At 41.9% G+C, this 16931-nt stretch carries 13 protein-coding genes; 4 read left to right on the top strand and 9 right to left on the bottom strand.

From position 1 onward, the window contains the following. Window positions 1-30: 30 nt before the first annotated feature. Entirely contained in the window at window positions 31-267 is a 237-nt protein-coding gene (locus V6Z54_RS11545; RefSeq protein ID WP_024423334.1) for a YuzF family protein, read from the bottom strand. Between the two features lie 176 nt (window positions 268-443). Between V6Z54_RS11545 and V6Z54_RS11540 the strand changes: the two genes are divergently transcribed. After that, a complete protein-coding gene (locus V6Z54_RS11540) occupies window positions 444-1931 on the top strand; it encodes an alpha/beta hydrolase (RefSeq protein WP_231120179.1) in 1488 nt (495 codons plus the stop codon). Here the strand turns inward: V6Z54_RS11540 and V6Z54_RS11535 are convergent. The 8 genes from V6Z54_RS11535 to V6Z54_RS11500 all read right to left on the bottom strand — a co-directional run bounded on the left by V6Z54_RS11535 (window position 1928) and on the right by V6Z54_RS11500 (window position 13301). After that, window positions 1928-2461, bottom strand: a complete 534-nt coding sequence (locus V6Z54_RS11535) for an HD domain-containing protein (RefSeq protein ID WP_024423336.1) — start codon at window positions 2459-2461, stop codon at window positions 1928-1930. The genes V6Z54_RS11540 and V6Z54_RS11535 overlap by 4 nt on opposite strands. A gap of 144 nt (window positions 2462-2605) precedes the next feature. Continuing rightward, window positions 2606-3349 (bottom strand): (S)-benzoin forming benzil reductase, encoded by a 744-nt coding sequence (locus tag V6Z54_RS11530; RefSeq protein ID WP_041088661.1) that lies wholly within the window; start codon window positions 3347-3349, stop codon window positions 2606-2608. Between the two features lie 99 nt (window positions 3350-3448). Next, window positions 3449-3934 carry a type VII secretion protein EssA gene (gene essA / locus V6Z54_RS11525; protein WP_073979075.1) on the bottom strand — a complete coding sequence of 162 codons (486 nt, stop codon included), beginning with the start codon at window positions 3932-3934 and terminating at the stop codon, window positions 3449-3451. Continuing rightward, a complete protein-coding gene (gene esaA / locus V6Z54_RS11520; RefSeq protein WP_338527344.1) occupies window positions 3924-6821 on the bottom strand; it encodes a type VII secretion protein EsaA in 2898 nt (965 codons plus the stop codon). Before esaA ends, essA begins: the two co-directional genes overlap by 11 nt. Further along, entirely contained in the window at window positions 6818-11293 is a 4476-nt protein-coding gene (gene essC, locus V6Z54_RS11515; RefSeq protein ID WP_073979073.1) for a type VII secretion protein EssC, read from the bottom strand. The genes esaA and essC overlap by 4 nt, the downstream gene beginning before the upstream one ends. 51 nt (window positions 11294-11344) lie before the next feature. After that, a complete protein-coding gene (gene essB / locus V6Z54_RS11510) occupies window positions 11345-12658 on the bottom strand; it encodes a type VII secretion protein EssB (RefSeq protein WP_041088444.1) in 1314 nt (437 codons plus the stop codon). Between the two features lie 14 nt (window positions 12659-12672). Beyond that, window positions 12673-12912, bottom strand: coding sequence for an EsaB/YukD family protein (locus V6Z54_RS11505; RefSeq protein ID WP_003213579.1), 240 nt, complete (start codon window positions 12910-12912; stop codon window positions 12673-12675). A gap of 95 nt (window positions 12913-13007) precedes the next feature. After that, window positions 13008-13301, bottom strand: coding sequence for a WXG100 family type VII secretion target (locus tag V6Z54_RS11500; RefSeq protein ID WP_003213769.1), 294 nt, complete (start codon window positions 13299-13301; stop codon window positions 13008-13010). 406 nt (window positions 13302-13707) lie between these two features. On the opposite strand from V6Z54_RS11500, the gene V6Z54_RS11495 reads away from it, so the two are divergent. From V6Z54_RS11495 to V6Z54_RS11485, 3 genes are all read left to right on the top strand, one after another. Next, window positions 13708-14937: a PucR family transcriptional regulator gene (locus V6Z54_RS11495; protein ID WP_338527343.1), complete on the top strand. Its 1230-nt coding sequence runs from the start codon at window positions 13708-13710 to the stop codon at window positions 14935-14937. 110 nt (window positions 14938-15047) lie between these two features. Next, window positions 15048-16184, top strand: a complete 1137-nt coding sequence (ald, locus tag V6Z54_RS11490; protein ID WP_338527342.1) for an alanine dehydrogenase — start codon at window positions 15048-15050, stop codon at window positions 16182-16184. Between the two features lie 117 nt (window positions 16185-16301). Further along, window positions 16302-16898 (top strand): biotin transporter BioY, encoded by a 597-nt coding sequence (locus V6Z54_RS11485; RefSeq protein ID WP_041088439.1) that lies wholly within the window; start codon window positions 16302-16304, stop codon window positions 16896-16898. The last annotated feature ends 33 nt before the right edge of the window (window positions 16899-16931 follow it).

The following is a 16931-nucleotide window of genomic DNA, read 5'->3' as shown; positions in this document are numbered from 1 at the left end:
GAAAAAAGCAGACACCTTTGCGTCTGCTTGTTACACTCTTTCACTGTGATCAGGCATCACCGATACAATTTGCTGGATCCGCACATAAAAAACTGATTTTGCCCCCGCCTCAATGACAATATGATCCGGCATGACTTCCTTCAATTTTCCGCGCACCGTATCTTTCACTGTTTGAACAATTAATCTCATACCGATTACTTTCTGCAATGTTTGATAAACATATGGATCAACTAATGAAACAAGCTGCGGACTTCCTTGTTGTGCCATCCTACCTGCCCCTTTACTTGTGTATTTACCCACAGCGTATGCAATGACCCATGTGAATGTCACTCAGGGCAAACCTACAACACAAATACCACATTTTAACATTTTATATAATTTTACATCTTTTGGAAGTATAATAGATTGGTGCTGCCAACAACTTAAATCATTTGAAGAGGTGAATGATCTTGAAAAAACTCATCTGTCTCGCTGCTGTCATGCTCTTTTTTTCCTTTGCAAGTTATGCGTATGCAGGATCAATTGGAGATGAACCTGGGACACCGGGGAAGTGGTTTAAAGGAGAAGCGCCAGTTCAAAAAGACGAGTCAAAACCGCCACTTGTTTTTGTTCACGGCATTAACAGCTCCTCCTCCACATGGTTCGACCGAAACGACATGGCAAAGCAAGCTGTTCTGAACGGATACGAAAGCGCATTCATAGATTTGTATCCAGATCAGGATACGAAAAAGAATGGCAAACTATTAGCAGAAAAGCTAAAAGAAATCTATGATGTGTTCGGTCGAAAACTCATTGTGATTGGTCATAGTAAAGGCGGGGTGGATACACAGTCCGCACTCGTGTATCACAATGCCCATCCATATGTAGAGAAGGTCATCACACTTGGCTCCCCTCATTACGGGACGCCGCTGGCAGATTTAGCGTATAGCAAGGGCGGAAGCTGGCTCGCGGAAATTCTTGGACAAAAAAGCGATGCGCTCTATTCTTTGCAAACGGGGCTCATGGCGGCTTTTCGAAGTGAAACCGACAAGCTGGAGAAGTTTCCTCAAAAATACATCACTTATTCGGGATCGGAATGGGGAACATTTGGCGGGGTGCTGTACTTAGGCGGCATGTATTTAAAGAGCTTTGGTGCAAACGATGGCGCCGTCACGGTAAGCAGCACAAGACTATCATATGCAAACAATATTTTAACAGGGAAATGGGATCACAACTCCATTAAAAACGGCACAAGCATGTTCCCTGTATTCCAGCATCAGCTGCTGGCAAATGCCGCAAGCACTGGAAAAGAAAATATAGAGAACCCCAACTCTACTGAGCTGAATACAGATGTTTATGTGAAAGGCGGAGAAAGCGAAAAGGATAAAACAGAAGCGTTCTATGTAGAGGAAGGAACGAATGGCTTATCGATTCAGTGGTTAAATGAAAGGCAGGAGGCGCGGCCGGAAATCATCGCCCCAAATGGAGACGTCTTAACAAATCTGAAGACATCGGAAGCATCATTCCCATATGAAGGCGCATTTTCGCACCATGTGCAAATCAATAAACCCGTTCCTGGAAAATGGACAATTCGATCAAATTCAGGAAAAAAGACTCCTTATTTGCTGCTCGTATCCTTTGATTCACCATTAAATGAAGAAATCAAAGCAGAGGCAGCGAAATCAGGGGATGAGGCATCAACCCATTCAAGCGGTCTGATTAAACGATTAAGCAAGAAAGTAGAAACCTTTTACTTTAAGGATGCCCAAAAAGATCATCCACTCAAAACAACTGCTTCATCAGCTGTTCAATTGAAAAAAGAAGGTGCTTATTCTGTCACGGTTCATTACACTGGACTCACTGCATCAGGTACATCAGCATTTAACCGTACCGTTATTCGCACATTGTATGTCGATCAGCATGGAAATATTCATGGTGACAATCCATACTAAACAGAACGTTTCATGGGCTGAAGTGCCTGTTGCACTTTCTGATCCAATTCCGTGATTTTTTTCATCGCAAGTGATTCGTCTATTTGTCTGTAATGGTGATGCCCGCCAGGCTCTTCATCCATTTCATCTGCTTTCTTAACGATTTGCTGGAGTGTGTCCTTATGAAGGTCGCCCTCTGGCAAATATGAATCCGTATGAAGCAGAATTGCAAGCGCAATATCTTTGGCTGCCTTTGGTTCCTCACCGAGGCGTATGAGCAGTTTGTGAGCACGCTCTGCGCCTTTAATGGCATGAATATCATTCCGTCTATATGTCTCGTAATCCCATTCTCCGCCAGCTGTATACCATTCATAGTGGCCGATGTCATGCAAGAGGGCTGCTTTCACAGCGAGATCTGGATTAATCCCAGCCTGCACCGCCAGTTTGAATGCGTGATAAGCACAAGCAATCGCATGGGCTTTACCTGAACGATTTAAATATTTTTGAGCGACTGGATGGGTGTAAACATCCATTAATGTAACCTTTCTCATGGAAACCCCTCCTTATCTATATTTTTAGCATCCTAACATATTCTGAAAAGAAACTCAAATGTTCTGTTATATTTTCTATGAGTCTCAAAAATAGCTTATGTCAAATGAGCTGTTTTTGCTTGTACAATACGAAAAAAGCAGTCGTTATGACTGCTTTTTCACATACTCACGTGCATCGTAGACACATCCTCCAGCTGGATCATCACCTAAAAGATCGAGCAAAATCCCTGCGACTTCATCTGGACTCTTCAGTGTGCCTGTTTCATATAATTGCTGAAAACGGTCTATTTGTTCAAAGTCTTGTTTTGATGACTTCCGAATTTCTCCCTGCATATCTGTATCGATCGTGCCGGGTGAAAAGGAAAACGTGTTGATCGGATGCGCCTCGTCCTGCTGTTCCTCATGAAAAGTCCTCATAAACATATCGAGTCCTGCCTTTGAACTGCAATACGCACTCCAGCCTTTGTATGGGTTTTTCGCCGCTCCAGAAGAGAGATGAACGATCGTTTTCTTTCCGTTAAATGATTGAGTCTGCTTGGCAAACACATGGCTCAGCAAAACAGGAATGACAAGATTCAACTTGTAATGCTGATGAAGCGTATCCTGTCCGCCTTGTCCAACGCGTTTGATAGGTGTAACCATTCCTGCGTTATTGACGAATAAGATATCATCAGCATCTGCCAGAGTTTGCGGCGTGAGACTATGTTGAAGCCATTTGGCCGCTGCTTCTTCATTTGTCAAATCAACCTGAGTATGTGTGAGCTTTGGATGGGATATCGGCGATGCACTTCTTGCTGCTGTGTACACATGATCCCCACGTGAAAGCAGCCTGTTCACAAGTGCTAGGCCAAAACCTTTTGATCCGCCTGTAACGATTGAAATTCGAATGACAATCTCCTCCCTTGATATCACTATTTTACGTAGTGAAACGGTATGACATCAAGCAATCTGCATAAAGAAAAGCCTGCCTCTTTTAAAAGAGACAAACTATTTCTTTTCAGCCTTCGCATTCACCTTTGGAATCAGGATAATCATCACGACGAGACCAAGGGCTATCAAGAAACCAAAGATAATCGGAAGCAGTGCCGATGTCTGCTTCTCATGTTCATCCTCAGAAGGTGCTGATACAGCCGAATCACTAAAAGAGATATTCATCTCATTCATCATACGAGCTGGTGTTTTGGGCGGGTTCTCTTTTAGATCACTGAAAAGCTGCGGAGAAAGAGATCCGCCCGGGGCTTTAGGCGGTTCAGCAAAATGAATGTCTGTTTTGATTTTTGACGTCGTTTTGCTTTGTTCGTATTTCGTTTGATCCCTCAATATACTCGAGTTAATATTGAGCTCCTTTTCCTGATATTCATTCGGCTTGACATTCGTATCCGTATCTTCACCAGCAGCAAAAGCGGCAGGGATGAGGAGAAAAAGGGAAACGGCAGCGAGTGCCGCCCCTTTCACGAATAGATTAAGCTTCATGAGTCACATCACGTTCCTCTGTTTTATCTTTCCATAGCTTTTTCACAAGCGGTACGACCATGAAAAGGACAGTTAAAATCACTAACCCTGTGACGCCCATTCCAAAGGTGTCTCCATTTCCATATTGGATCGACAAGTACACGTCTGTCACTGGATTGGTAAAGTGGAAATTCGGCATTACCAAATCAATTAACGGTGCGACAAAGAAGAAAATAAGCGCCGTTGCTGCCATCCATCCGGCAATGGAACCGAAAAGGAAGGCCGTGCGAATAAAGGCAGAGCACGCCACCAATAACAAAATGGTGAAGATCGACCATTGAATGGCTTGATCATCTGCAAGCTTGTAAATGTTCAGTCCAAACAAGCTGATCATGAGTCCTACTAATAGATTTAAGATGCCAAACAGTGCACCTTTGACCAGCATCGGAGCTGACGCATAATACGAGCTGAAAAAGCCAATTAACAAACTGCTGATCATTACAATGACCAAAATGACGACCGGCGGTACAGTCTGCGTTTTTTCTTCCGGCACATCGCCGCTGATTTTCAGCGGATTGGCTAAATGGTTATACACATAGTTGCTGTTGCCTTGATCACTTAATGTATTTCCTAAAATACCCTTTAAATCTTGCTGAACAAGTTTTGTAGAGTCGACATTCTTGCTCCAGTTTTCATTCAGCGTATCTGCTTTTTCTTGAACCGTTGTCACACTCTCTTCAATGTTATTCGTATAATCCGCCACCCCTTTTTGGCGGTCGGTTAACGAACTCATATTTTCAGAAAGACGAAGCACTTCCTGACCAATTGAATCCTGTGCACTGACAACAATTGAGCTGCCTGCAAGGTCTGCTGTATATACCGCATCTCCTTGATCAGCCATTTGCTCAGCTACATTGTCCGCACTTTCAGCAATTGTCTGTAATTCCTGTTCCATGCTTGCCTGCTGAGTCGTGATGTACTCTGCATAGCCATCTGAGAACTTCTGCATCTCATCAATAAAAGTAGACACATCATCGTTTGATGTCAGCATCTGGTTTTTGAGCTTATCCCAGTTTTCTGTTTCTTCTTTTTTGATAGAGAGGATGGATTGGATTTCTTCTCCTTTAGTGTCATATAGAGAAGAGTTATTAGATGGTTGATAGACATTTGTGATCATTAGCTCTAGCTGAGAGAGTTGATTTGAATAGTCCATTAATTTTTTAGTTCTTGTTGATTTCGTTTCGAATTTTTTCTCAAAAAGATTATCGCTAAAGACATTACTAATCGGTGAGTTCCTGCGCTTCAGCTCTTTTACTTTGCTTACAATGGATGATTCCTGATTTTTGATTTCATTTGGAATGACATTATATCGATCTTGTAACCATAGAATCATCTTTTCAAGTTTATCTACTTTTTTCGTCAGACTCTCAAGCTCTTTACTCATTTGACTCACTTTGTCTTTCAATTCGTCATTATGAGCAGCAGCTTTTTCTTGAATTTTCTTTTTCACTTCATCTAAGCGAGTTGAGAGTGCTTTTAGGTCATCCTGCGATGAATTCTTACTGCTGGTATCTGGCTGAGCAGGATTTTCACCGCTTTCACCTTGTTCCCCATCTTCAGTCGTAGGCGGTGTTTCCTGTTCTCCTAATTGATCCGCAAGTTCGTTCATCTCTATTGAAATTTGTGAGAGTTCATTTGTTTCTTCATCTAAGTTAATCCCAATCTCTTCTGGGTTTTCATTATCTTGGTCTGATGGCCCGTCATCATCAGAATCAACTGGCGGTTCCGGCTCGTCCATTAACTCTTGCCTTTTTGCTAATAGCTTTGTCTGCAGGGCTGATATTTTATTTCGATAATCTTCTAAGTAACGCTCTTCATACTTTTTAATCAGTTCTTCCTGAGACGTCTTCACAAGTTCCGTTAATCCCGTTGATTGCTTAGGAATAGCCTCTTCTCTCGACTTTTGAACAGATTGGATGGCGCTGTCAGTTGTTTTCAGCTGACTTTGTACCCCGTTGATGTCTGTTTTGAGTCCACCCATTTGATCACTAAAGCTGCGGACATTTTGGTTTTGAATGTCAGCGAGCTGTTTGAGCCCTTGCTGGATTTGCTTTTGGTTTGTTGATTGCGCTTTGATCAAGAGATCCTTTTGTTTGTCTTGATACTGCTGGTATTGATCGACTACTTTCACAAAGTCCTTTAACTGGTTATTTGCTTCTTCTGTTGTACTCAAGCCGTCTTTATATTGTTTCTGTGAATCGGCCATTGCATTCTTTAATTCTTCTATTTGTTTCTTCTGCTGCTGTACGGCATCTGATAGTTTGTTCGAGTTCGGCTTATAGAAATTGTACATCGTGTTTTGGAATTCGACTTCTTTGCCGACAATATGCTCAAACTCTTCTCTTACATTGCCAATCTCCTGTGATACAAAACTCCAGTATAACGTCGACATCTGTTCATTCATTTTCTTTTGCGCATTTTCTAGCTCTCTTTGCACTTTCTCTTTATTGACTGCATTGAGCTGATCTTGAATCGAAAATTGAATGGACGCCTTTTCAGGATGGTCTTTATCATAGCTCAGCACATTTTTAGAGAAGTCAGACGGAATATAGAGGACAGCGTCATACTTTCTGTTTTTCAGTCCATTTTCCGCCGCACTGCGATTCACTACAGTCCATGTATAATCAGGACGCTCTGACAATGCTGCCACAACATCCTGTCCGAAACGAGCCGTGTTTTCACTTTCACTCGCTCCCATATCCTCATTGACCACCGCAATATTACGTGTGGCATTCTTCTTCTGCTTTGCCGGATCATCTCCAATCAGGTGGAAAAATAAAACCGGCAGCACAAGAATTAATATCATGGTGGATATGATTTTGATGGAGCTTTTTTGCTGCTCTGTCATTGAACACTCTTCCTTTCTACCGCACATAAAGGAACCTGGATTTTCTTCTCTTTCCCGTTTTCAACCAAATAGCCGAAGCCGGGCTGAATTTCCGGTTCTTGTCTTGCATACGGAAGCGGTATGATGTTTTGCTCTGATTTTTTCATGAGTAACATGGCATGACGAACTTGTTTGATTTCGTTTGTGAGTGCATCATAGCCCTTACTGAACTCGGTATGATTCCCTGATGCAATCAGGCTGAAGCCTAAGTGTGCATATGACTTCATGAAATCAGCCAATTGATCTTGAAGACGCGGATCGATCGTCTGCTGAAAACGCGTAATGCCATCAATCACAAGCACAATTTGAGGAAATGACAGCTGATCGGTCTCTCCTCGGCGTACAGCTTCGACATACATCTCTTCCCGCACCTTGAATAAGCGGTCCATTTCTTCTGCCCATTCCGTGATATCATCCTTTGTTTCAAGGTAATCAATGTTCTCTTCTTTTGCATAATGGGATAGACCTCGATCAATTGAATCAAAGACAGCCAGTTTTTCAGGCTTTGCTACTAAAAGCTGCTCAAGCATTAGTTTTGTCACATTTGTTTTCCCGCGCTGCGTTTGACCGATGATGAGGCAATGTTTATTCTTTTTCAAGTCAAAATAAACAGGTGCCACAGATTCCTCATCTAATCCGACTGGAATGTCATAAGGCGGTTTTTGTTCATCTAAACGACTCTCAAGCTCCCAAACTGTCAGCTTATCAGGAAGCATTGGCACAGGCTTTGGTTTTTCGGCTGCTTCAAAGCGGTCATGAAGAAGCTGTATCTCTTGTTTCAGATGCTCAAACAATTCGAGATCATTCTCTCCTTCAACTGGCAAAAACATTTGCGCAAAATAAAGCTCCTCTTTGTTGATAATCACTCGTCCTGGGATCGGCTCTAAACTGAATTTCGGTCTGCCAATAATCGAGTACGCCTCTCCTTGATCCATTAAGTAATGGACAATCTTAGTTTTCAGATTGTTCATCAGCGATTGACGCACTGCATTTACCCGAGTCGCTGTAATCAAGAAGTATATACCTAGTGATTGTCCGTCACGGCTCAGCTGAATAAATTCAGATTCGAGATCATGCATTTCGTCTTTGACAATGTCAAAGTTGTCAATCACGATAAAAATGAACGGAAGCTTTTTCTCATTTAAGGCATTGTACATTTTGATATGACTCATTTCTTGCTGTCTGAATAATCGCTTGCGATATTCAACCTCTTCCCGCAGACGCTTCATTGATTTTTGAATTTTTCTCATCTGATCCATTAAGAAATAATCCGCCGTATGCGGCAGTTTGGCTAACGGAAGCAATGTTCCGTTTCCGAAATCATAAATATATGCGTGCCATTCTTCAGGTGAATACCTCTCCGCAAAGCTCATCAATAGTGTTGTAGCAGCAAGTGATTTGCCATAGCCGGAGGAACCAAAGATGCCAATGTTCCCATCTTCCATCATTTGATAAGAAAGTGGATGCTGGCTTTGCTGATCTGGTTCATCGACAAGCGCAAAATGGAAGACATGCTCTTCACTCGACGCATAACGTGTTTTTGGAATACGTTCCTCAAGCGGTGGAAGCCATGGACTTGGCAGCTTCTCAATTCCAAGCTCTTGCTGCATACGTTCAATTTCATCCACAACAGCAGAAATTTCCGTCACTGTCTCTTTTTTCACTGCTGGCTCTGTGCTTACTCCTGATAACGGAATAAGACCTGTATCAGTCACAATGGCAATGTCATCTTCTGAGCCGTAGCCATCCTCCATATATGGTGCACCGCTCCAAGCCGATTGGAACAATTCATAAATTTCATTGTTGCCCACTTGTAAATAACCGCGGCCTGTGACGGTAATGGACGCTGCATCACTATTTTTCAAAATTTCTTTACTGTCTGACGCATCTTGCACTTTTAGTGCGACCTTAAAACGGGAGTTACTCCAAATCTGATCATCAATGACCCCGCCTGGCTTTTGGGTAGCTAAGATCAGATGGACCCCGAGGCTTCGACCGATACGTGCAGCACTGACAAGCTCTCTAATAAAGTCTGGCTCTTCACTTTTTAATTCAGCAAACTCATCAGAGATTAAGAACAAGTGAGGCATTGCCTGCTCAGCCTTTTTCTCCTTGTAGAGCTTCGTATAATCATTGATGTGATTCACATGATACTGATCAAACAGCCGCTGTCTTTTCTTCAATTCACTTTTAATTGAGGCAAGCGCTCTTTCACTAAAGTTCTTGCTGCCTTCAATATTGGTGATCGTTCCAAGTAAATGAGGAATATTTCGGAACGGCTGTGCCATTCCGCCTCCTTTGTAGTCAATCAACAGGAAAGCAACTTCGTGCGGGTGAAAATGTACAGCGAGCGATAAAATATATGTCTGTAAAAATTCACTTTTCCCTGATCCCGTTGTTCCCGCCAATAGTCCGTGCGGGCCGTGTGCTTTTTCATGCAGGTTCAGATCGACAATGTCGTTTTTCCCTTTATAACCGATTGGCACTGATAATGATTTGGCCGTTTCTGAAGTCAGCCATTTTTCACGAATGCCAATGTCATCTACATGTTTGGCATGGAAAAGATCAAGGAATGAGACCGTCTCAGGAATCGAATTGGTCATGCCAACTTGATGATCTAATGTTCTCAAGGTTCTGGCAAACAGTTCATTGTCCCCGCGCTGATGTGTATCAAGCTGAAACGGAATTCGTACTGCCTTCTTGTGCTGAATGAGAATATCTCCTTCTTCTTCGTTAATATAACGGACAAGCGTCGAAATATTTTCAGCTAAGCTTTCCTTTGTTTCTGCTGCAAAGATGATGGAGATACCAAGATCTGTCCGGCTGCCTTCTAAGTATTCTAAAATCACATGCTCGGCAATGAGCTCATGATTTGTCACGATGAACACAAAATGAGGCGTAAAGATTTTCTTCTCTTTTTCTTCTTCTAAATCACGCTCACGTAAAATTTCATAAATCGAGGACAACAGCTGATCGCGTGTTTGTTCGTTGTAAATAAACCCTTTGCCATATGTATGAGGCAGCTGGAGGTGCGGAAGCCATTTCATCCATTCCCAATTCTCATACTCCTGCTCATGAAAGATAAAGACAAATCTCAAATCGTGATAGCTGTGCGAGAAAGCAAGCTGTCCGACAAGCTGATGAAGCTCATTTTTCACAATCGCAGGCTTCCCAATTAATCCTGTTGGACCATCCGCAAGGCCGAATGTAATCGGGACATTCTTCACTTCACGATATACTTTTTGCATGTGCTGCGTTTGTTCCATTAAGTCATCAACATCTCGATTGGCCATATCGCCGCCGCTCATCGATAATTCATAGCTTGATGGGACTGCTCCCGTTCCAAGACGCAGATGCAAGAAGTCGTCACTCACAAGTGTCTTTTCCCAAATGCGGCCGCTGATTTCTGATGTTAAATACTTCATTTGTTCAAATGACGGATAATGATATGTCAAAATATATTGCTGGCGGTCATACAGCTCCTGCAGCTCTTTCCGCTTATTTTCTAAATAAAGAGAATAGACTCGCTGCCGCTTCTCTTCTCGTCTTTTGCGCTGTGATTTTTCTTTAAAGTATTGAACGGACGATGTAATTAACGTCATGATAAACATCGCCATCGACACGACAATAAAGATTCCGCGCGGCTGGATAAGGGCGACAATCCCCATCACAAGGAGCATGACAAGCGGCGGAAGGACAACAAGCCAAAGCCCTCTGCTGTTATTTTCACTCTCCTGCGAAGGAAAGCTAAAGGATACCCGGTCATCTGGTAAATCATAAATCAAACGCGGTGTACGTCTGTATGAAGGGTATTTTTGTTTTGTTTCGGTGCTTGGCGGTCTTGTTTTTTCCAAGCGTGTTTGAAAGGGTTCGTAAGCTGTCACCTTTAATAAATCATCATCTATGAATGTCACCGTCAGAAAGTTCCAGAACAGCTCATCTCCGGCATAAACCTTCTCTGGACCGTTGATTTTCTTTCCGTTCACGTAAATCGTCTCGTCCTGAGGCATGACATACCATGTCCCTTCGATTTTCTCTAAAGTGAACTGGCTGGCATCTTGAAACATGGAATGAGCTTGTTCTTTCCACACATCGATCTCATCTTTCTCTTCACGTGAAAAAGACAGCTCAACTCTATTTCCTAGGTAATAAATATGCTGATCATGGTGTGCATCCATTAAAATAAATGTGAGTGAACCAAGCTGATATGGTTCATGTGGAAGTAATTTGCCTTTCTTCTCATCTCCCTGATAAATAGTAAAACCATCATTCGGTTCATCAGGAGATAAACGAATTGTCCCTTCATCAAATGAAAGTGAAGGGATTGTCACCGTATGCTCTATTTCTGGTCCAATCAGAGCTTCTCGATTGAACTGCTCATCTAAACGGACGGTTTGATAATCCTCCTCATAAAAAACCCAAAGAAGACTCAAACGCTCCACCTCCTCATCGGACAGCACCAACTGTCAGTTGTATCGAAAGAATTATTTTTTCTCATCTTTTTTTGTCTGAGAGGTTTTCTTTTTCGCTTCAGATTCTTTCTCTTTTTTCTCTTGATCGGCTTTTGACTGCTCTTTTTGTTCAGCTGTTTCATCTGCTTGGCTTTCGCCCGATGAGTCACTTGTGCTTGTCTCAGTTGTTTCTTTTTCTTCATATTTCGCCATTTCTTTAATGATTGGATCTAGCTGTTTTTGTTTTTCTTCAGCAGAAAGACTGTCATCGTTTTGAATTTCATTGCGGTAGGCGACGAGTGCCGTGAATATGTACCTGTCGTCTCCAAGCACCCGTGCAATATCAAGTGCTTCCTTGCTATTGCCTTGTCCAATATGAATCCAGAATAGGAAGTATTGCGGATCTGTCTGCAATGTGTACGTTTCTGTGATTTCTTTTTTATGCTGATCAAGTAAGAGGCTGCCTTGATTCGTTTGTACATACGAAATGGCCAGTTCATATTGAAGAGAGACTGGCATTTTATTGGCTGGATACTTCTCTAACGTATCCACCACTTGACTGTACTGCTTGTTGAGATAATATTTGTTTGCCTCGACGTATGCTTCTTGTTTTGGCATGGCAAAAAAGAAGGTATAAATGGTGTACACCAATGCAGGGATTAATAGGACAAGTAGACCTAGTCCGATGTATCGCTCAATCTTCCATTTCTTTTTAGGGATGGTTAAGAGCGTTTTTTCTTTCGTATCGATTGCTTTGATCTTTTGCTCAATCAAAGCTGACAACTCTTCCAGCGACTTCGTTTCACTAATTTCTTTTGCCAGCTCAGATAATTTCAACGTTTCATTGTAAGCCACATATTCTTGAAATTGATATTCATGGTCAACCACTCGAAGAACGACGGCCTTGACCTCTTTTAACAGGCGATGTTCATCAGTTTCATATGGCGGGAGGCTTTCTTTGACTCCATAATGCAAAAATGCAGGAGCTAAGCCTTGATGAAAAACAATGTTTTCAGGAGAAACAATAGGATGCAGCCGCTTCACATCGTGTTTAAGAACTGCATCGACAAGCTGGTATGAAAAAATCCATTTGCTTTTTTCATCCTTTGCATGGATGAAACGAAATTCCTGATAGGCAGGAGGCGGTTGTATAGAAATGATGACCTCATCTTCGGTTAATTGAATCTCTTTCTGAAATGAAGGGTTGATGTCTTTGATCGGTGCCGCTTCTAAACCGTCTAAGAGTTTAATTGTCTCTTTTTGAAAAATAAAGGTATAGGTGCCTCCCTCTTTTTTCATGACTGCTTCTAATTGTTCTTCTAAATAGGAACTCTTTTTATCTGCCATTTACAAAAGTCCTTTCATAGTATTTCCAGCCTGTCTCCTGTGGTAATTCCACAGTCTGACAGCTTATATTCGCCTGAAAACACAGCTTTCTTATTGACTACTCGCACCCATCCGCCTTCCCGCTTTGGAAGCGAGATTTGTTTTGCCTGCCAGGCGATATGGATGACTTGTTTAATATGTAAATAATTTGATAGTCTCAAATCAAACACACTGCCATCATAATTTTTTAAGTCGATGGTAATATCGATATACACAAATTTCCACCTCACAAAATAGAAAGAGCGCCGGCATCCATTGACAGACTCGGCGCTGTTTCTGCTTTTCACACTTAGAAAGGAAATCCCCTTGATTAGCCGCGGATTTGGCTTGCGATGTCTTGGTCAGTGCTTTCAAGTGTATTTGCCGTTTGATCAAGCTGATTGCTGACATCTGTTAATAGATCAGACATTTTGATAAATGAAGGCTTAAGCTGTTCGTATTGATCAGCAAATGCTTCACTAGAAGCACCTTCCCACATTCCTTTTAAATCAGAGATCATTCTATTTAGACGATCAACTTGGTTTAACACTTCTTGACTTTCAACACCATATTGCTTAGCGGTCGCTCTTAGTTCTTCTGGGGTTACGCGAATAATTCCTGACATATTCCTCATTACCTCCCGTGCATAGCCGCCATATAATGGGCTAATCCACTTATTTTTTGACGTTATTATTATAAAAACAGAAATGATACACAGTCAAACAAATCTGTTTTTATTTTACAAAATGAGTCTATAGAATTACTGTTTTTTCGCTCTTTATCTAGTATTTAACAATTTTTTGGTCATATATTCTTAATAAGTATCCGCTCACTTCGATGAACCTTTCCGCCTATTGATTTTTTACTACGTTATTATTGTACTATTTCTTTTTCATCGTGCTTCAGCATCCATTTGCTTGCTTCTCACACTTTTTGTTTTTTTAAGTTTATGGCAGTTTTTTGTTGATTTACGTACCTCATTCTCTTCATAATGTAAGTACGTGAAATATTCGAAAAAGCAGGGGTTTTTTATGACAAAAAAGACAGATCCGTTTAAGTATAGTCTTGATCGTTTAGAGGATGTGGCAGACCAAATTAGTGATGTGCTCAATTGCCCTATTACTATAGAAGATACTCATCATCGATTATTGGCATATAGCACACACAATGATTTTACTGATCCCGCCAGAACTTCAACCATTATCTCCCGCCGGGTACCAGAAAAAGTCATCAATCGGCTTTGGAAGGACGGCATCATTCCTACACTCCTTAAAACAGACGAACCGCTTCGTGTCCCTCAAATTGCAGAGGTGGGTTTATCTAGCAGGGTCGCCATATCCATCTGGAAGGACAAAGAAGTGCTCGGATTTATTTGGGCGATTGAATCCGCACAGCCATTTTCAGAAGAAGAAATGGACCTTCTCAAAATGGCAGCACATGCCGTGAAAAACAAATTACTCAATTTACAAATTCGAAAAACAAAAACAGAGGAACGCAATCAGGAGCTTTTCTGGAAGATGCTTACGGGTCATATTCATGAAAAGGATGAGATGCTTGACCTTTTTTTAAGACTTGGCATCAGATGTCCAGACACATATGCCATCATCATCTTCCGTCTTCGTGACGAACTCACAGAGGAGACAGAAAAAAAGCTGTCCTATCTGCTTGAAACAACACAGCAAGTCCAGGTACTGTTAACGACTGTTGATTTTCACGAATTCATTATTCTTGTCTCCCCAAAAACAGAACATCCGCTTCAAGATATTAAACAATTCACAAGCGGCATGCTGCAGCAGCTTGCAGACCGGTATCATATTCAGTATGTTCAGGCAGCAATTGGAGGAATTTACGATAACATCTCTCAAATTCAGCCTTCCTATAAAGAGGCACTGGCTGTATTAAAAACGAAAGAACGCTTTCCAGTTGAAACAGAACGTTTAAACAGCTTTTCTGAACTAGGCATTTATCAATATCTTGATGTGCTTGCTGAGAAGCGAAAGGGCTCTTCTTACTCCAGTTACTCTTTATCGAAGCTGGAGGATTACGACCTGAGGCATCATTCCAACCTTGTCGAAACACTTGAACGGTTTATTGACTGTGACAGCAATGCCAATATTGCCGCAAAGCAATTAAATATCCACATCAATACCTTAAATTATCGATTAAAACGGATTACAGACATCGCAGAAATTGATTTAAAAAACATGAATGAGAAAATGACCATATACCTTGATATGAAGCTAAAAAACGTCCATTTGTGAAATTTCACAAAGAGGCGTTTTTTTATTTTTTATTTCAACCGAAGAATTTTCTAAACTTTCAGGATACACTAGACATACAATATCAATAGATAAGCATAGGAGGAATAAACATGATCATCGGCATTCCGAAAGAAATTAAGAACAATGAAAACCGAGTGGCATTAACACCAGGAGCAGCTTCTCAATTGCTTTCAGCTGGACATCAGATTTTGATTGAAACAAACGCTGGTTTTGGAAGCGGATTCACTGATGACGATTATGTATCTGTTGGTGCAGAGATTCTTGATCAGGCGAAAGATGTATGGGCATCTTCTGATATGATCATGAAAGTAAAAGAACCATTACCTGAGGAATATCCTTATTTCAGAGAAGGACTCATCTTATTTACGTACCTGCATCTAGCCGCAGAGCCCTCCTTGGCTGAAGCATTAAAACAAAAAGGCGTTACAGCCATTGCTTATGAAACCGTAACGGACGGAAGATCCCTCCCTCTTCTCACACCTATGTCTGAAGTAGCAGGCAGAATGGCTGCTCAAATTGGTGCACAATTTTTAGAAAAGCCAAAAGGCGGAAAGGGTATTTTACTTGCAGGTGTACCAGGGGTATCAAGGGGAAAGGTCACCATTATTGGCGGCGGTGTTGTTGGAACAAATGCAGCGAAAATGGCGATCGGACTTGGCGCAGATGTCACCCTGATTGATGTAAACGCAGAACGCCTGCGTCAGCTGGACGACCAATTTGGCCATCAAATGAAAACGTTAATGTCCAATCCTGTCAACATTGCAGATTCAGTCAGTGAGGCAGATCTTCTCATTTGTGCTGTGCTGATTCCTGGTGCCAAAGCACCAACGCTTGTGACAGAAGAAATGGTGAAACAAATGAAGCCTGGTTCTGTCATTGTGGATGTAGCGATTGATCAAGGCGGCATTGTCGAAACCATTGATCATATCACAACCCATGACCAGCCTACTTATGAAAAACACGGCATATTGCATTATGCTGTCGCCAACATGCCAGGTGCGGTTCCGCGGACATCAACTGTTGCGTTAACGAATGTCACTGTTCCATATGCACTGCAAATTGCGAATAAAGGCGCTGCAAAAGCCATTAGAGAAAACAACGCCATCGCAGAAGGTGTCAATGTCATGAACGGACATATCACGTACGAAGCGGTCGCTCGTGATCTCGGCTATGATTACGTACCTGTCAGCAAAGCCATCGATGCCACTTTTATGACCGAAGCTTAATCAACTACCCGCCCTCTTGATGGGCGGGTTTTTATTGTTAACTCAAAATAAAAACAAGTTGACAAAATTTCTTCTTCCCCTTAATCTATTTGTACAGATAAGACAGGGGGAAACATCATGCAAAAGAAGACACGAACTGCTGACTTTGTGCTAGTCGGAATGTTTGCTGCACTCATGGCTATCGGGGCCAATATCACATCTATTGTGCCGTTTTTACAGGTCGGCGGAATTCCACTTACGATGCAGCCGTTTTTTTGTGTGCTTGCCGGTCTCTTACTCGGCAGACGGCTCGGGGCATTAGCTATGATTGTCTATGCCTTGGTTGGAATTGCTGGTGCACCAGTATTCGCTCAGTTCTCTGCGGGCTTTGGGGTCATTTTAGGCAAAAGCGGCGGCTTTGTATTATCATACATCCCTGCTGCCTGGCTTGCCGGATTCATTCTAGAAAAAAGAAATAATCCTGGCTTTGGCCGCTTTTTGCTTGCAGCCATTGCTGGTACGACCGTGATGTATGTGATTGGAACGACCTATACATACCTCGCATTAAATGTATGGCTAAATGCACCGATTTCCTATCAAACCACATGGTTCTTTATGATCTGGTTTATGGTAAAAGATTACGCATTGACTATATTACTTGCGATGCTGGCACCTAAAATTTATCGCTCTGTATCCAAAGCCACATCCTTTCGAAAACAAGAAGCTGTTTCATAGAAAAAAGAGCCTGTTATCATTCAGGCTCTTTTT

This window comes from Bacillus sp. MAG717A (assembly GCF_036884855.1).
Taxonomy (GTDB): domain Bacteria; phylum Bacillota; class Bacilli; order Bacillales; family Bacillaceae; genus Bacillus; species Bacillus safensis.
Note: the sequence above shows the minus strand (reverse complement) of the source record. Positions and strands in the feature narration are given on the sequence as shown.

Coding starts and splice junctions, on each gene's coding strand:
- V6Z54_RS11535 (WP_024423336.1), bottom strand. CDS start 2,461: ATGAGAAAGGTTACATTAATGGATGTTTACACCCATCCAGTCGCTCAA.
- esaA (WP_338527344.1), bottom strand. CDS start 6,821: ATGACAGAGCAGCAAAAAAGCTCCATCAAAATCATATCCACCATGATA.
- ald (WP_338527342.1), top strand. CDS start 15,048: ATGATCATCGGCATTCCGAAAGAAATTAAGAACAATGAAAACCGAGTG.
- V6Z54_RS11495 (WP_338527343.1), top strand. CDS start 13,708: ATGACAAAAAAGACAGATCCGTTTAAGTATAGTCTTGATCGTTTAGAG.
- V6Z54_RS11545 (WP_024423334.1), bottom strand. CDS start 267: ATGGCACAACAAGGAAGTCCGCAGCTTGTTTCATTAGTTGATCCATAT.
- V6Z54_RS11500 (WP_003213769.1), bottom strand. CDS start 13,301: ATGTCAGGAATTATTCGCGTAACCCCAGAAGAACTAAGAGCGACCGCT.
- essA (WP_073979075.1), bottom strand. CDS start 3,934: ATGAAGCTTAATCTATTCGTGAAAGGGGCGGCACTCGCTGCCGTTTCC.
- essB (WP_041088444.1), bottom strand. CDS start 12,658: ATGGCAGATAAAAAGAGTTCCTATTTAGAAGAACAATTAGAAGCAGTC.
- V6Z54_RS11485 (WP_041088439.1), top strand. CDS start 16,302: ATGCAAAAGAAGACACGAACTGCTGACTTTGTGCTAGTCGGAATGTTT.
- V6Z54_RS11540 (WP_231120179.1), top strand. CDS start 444: ATGATCTTGAAAAAACTCATCTGTCTCGCTGCTGTCATGCTCTTTTTT.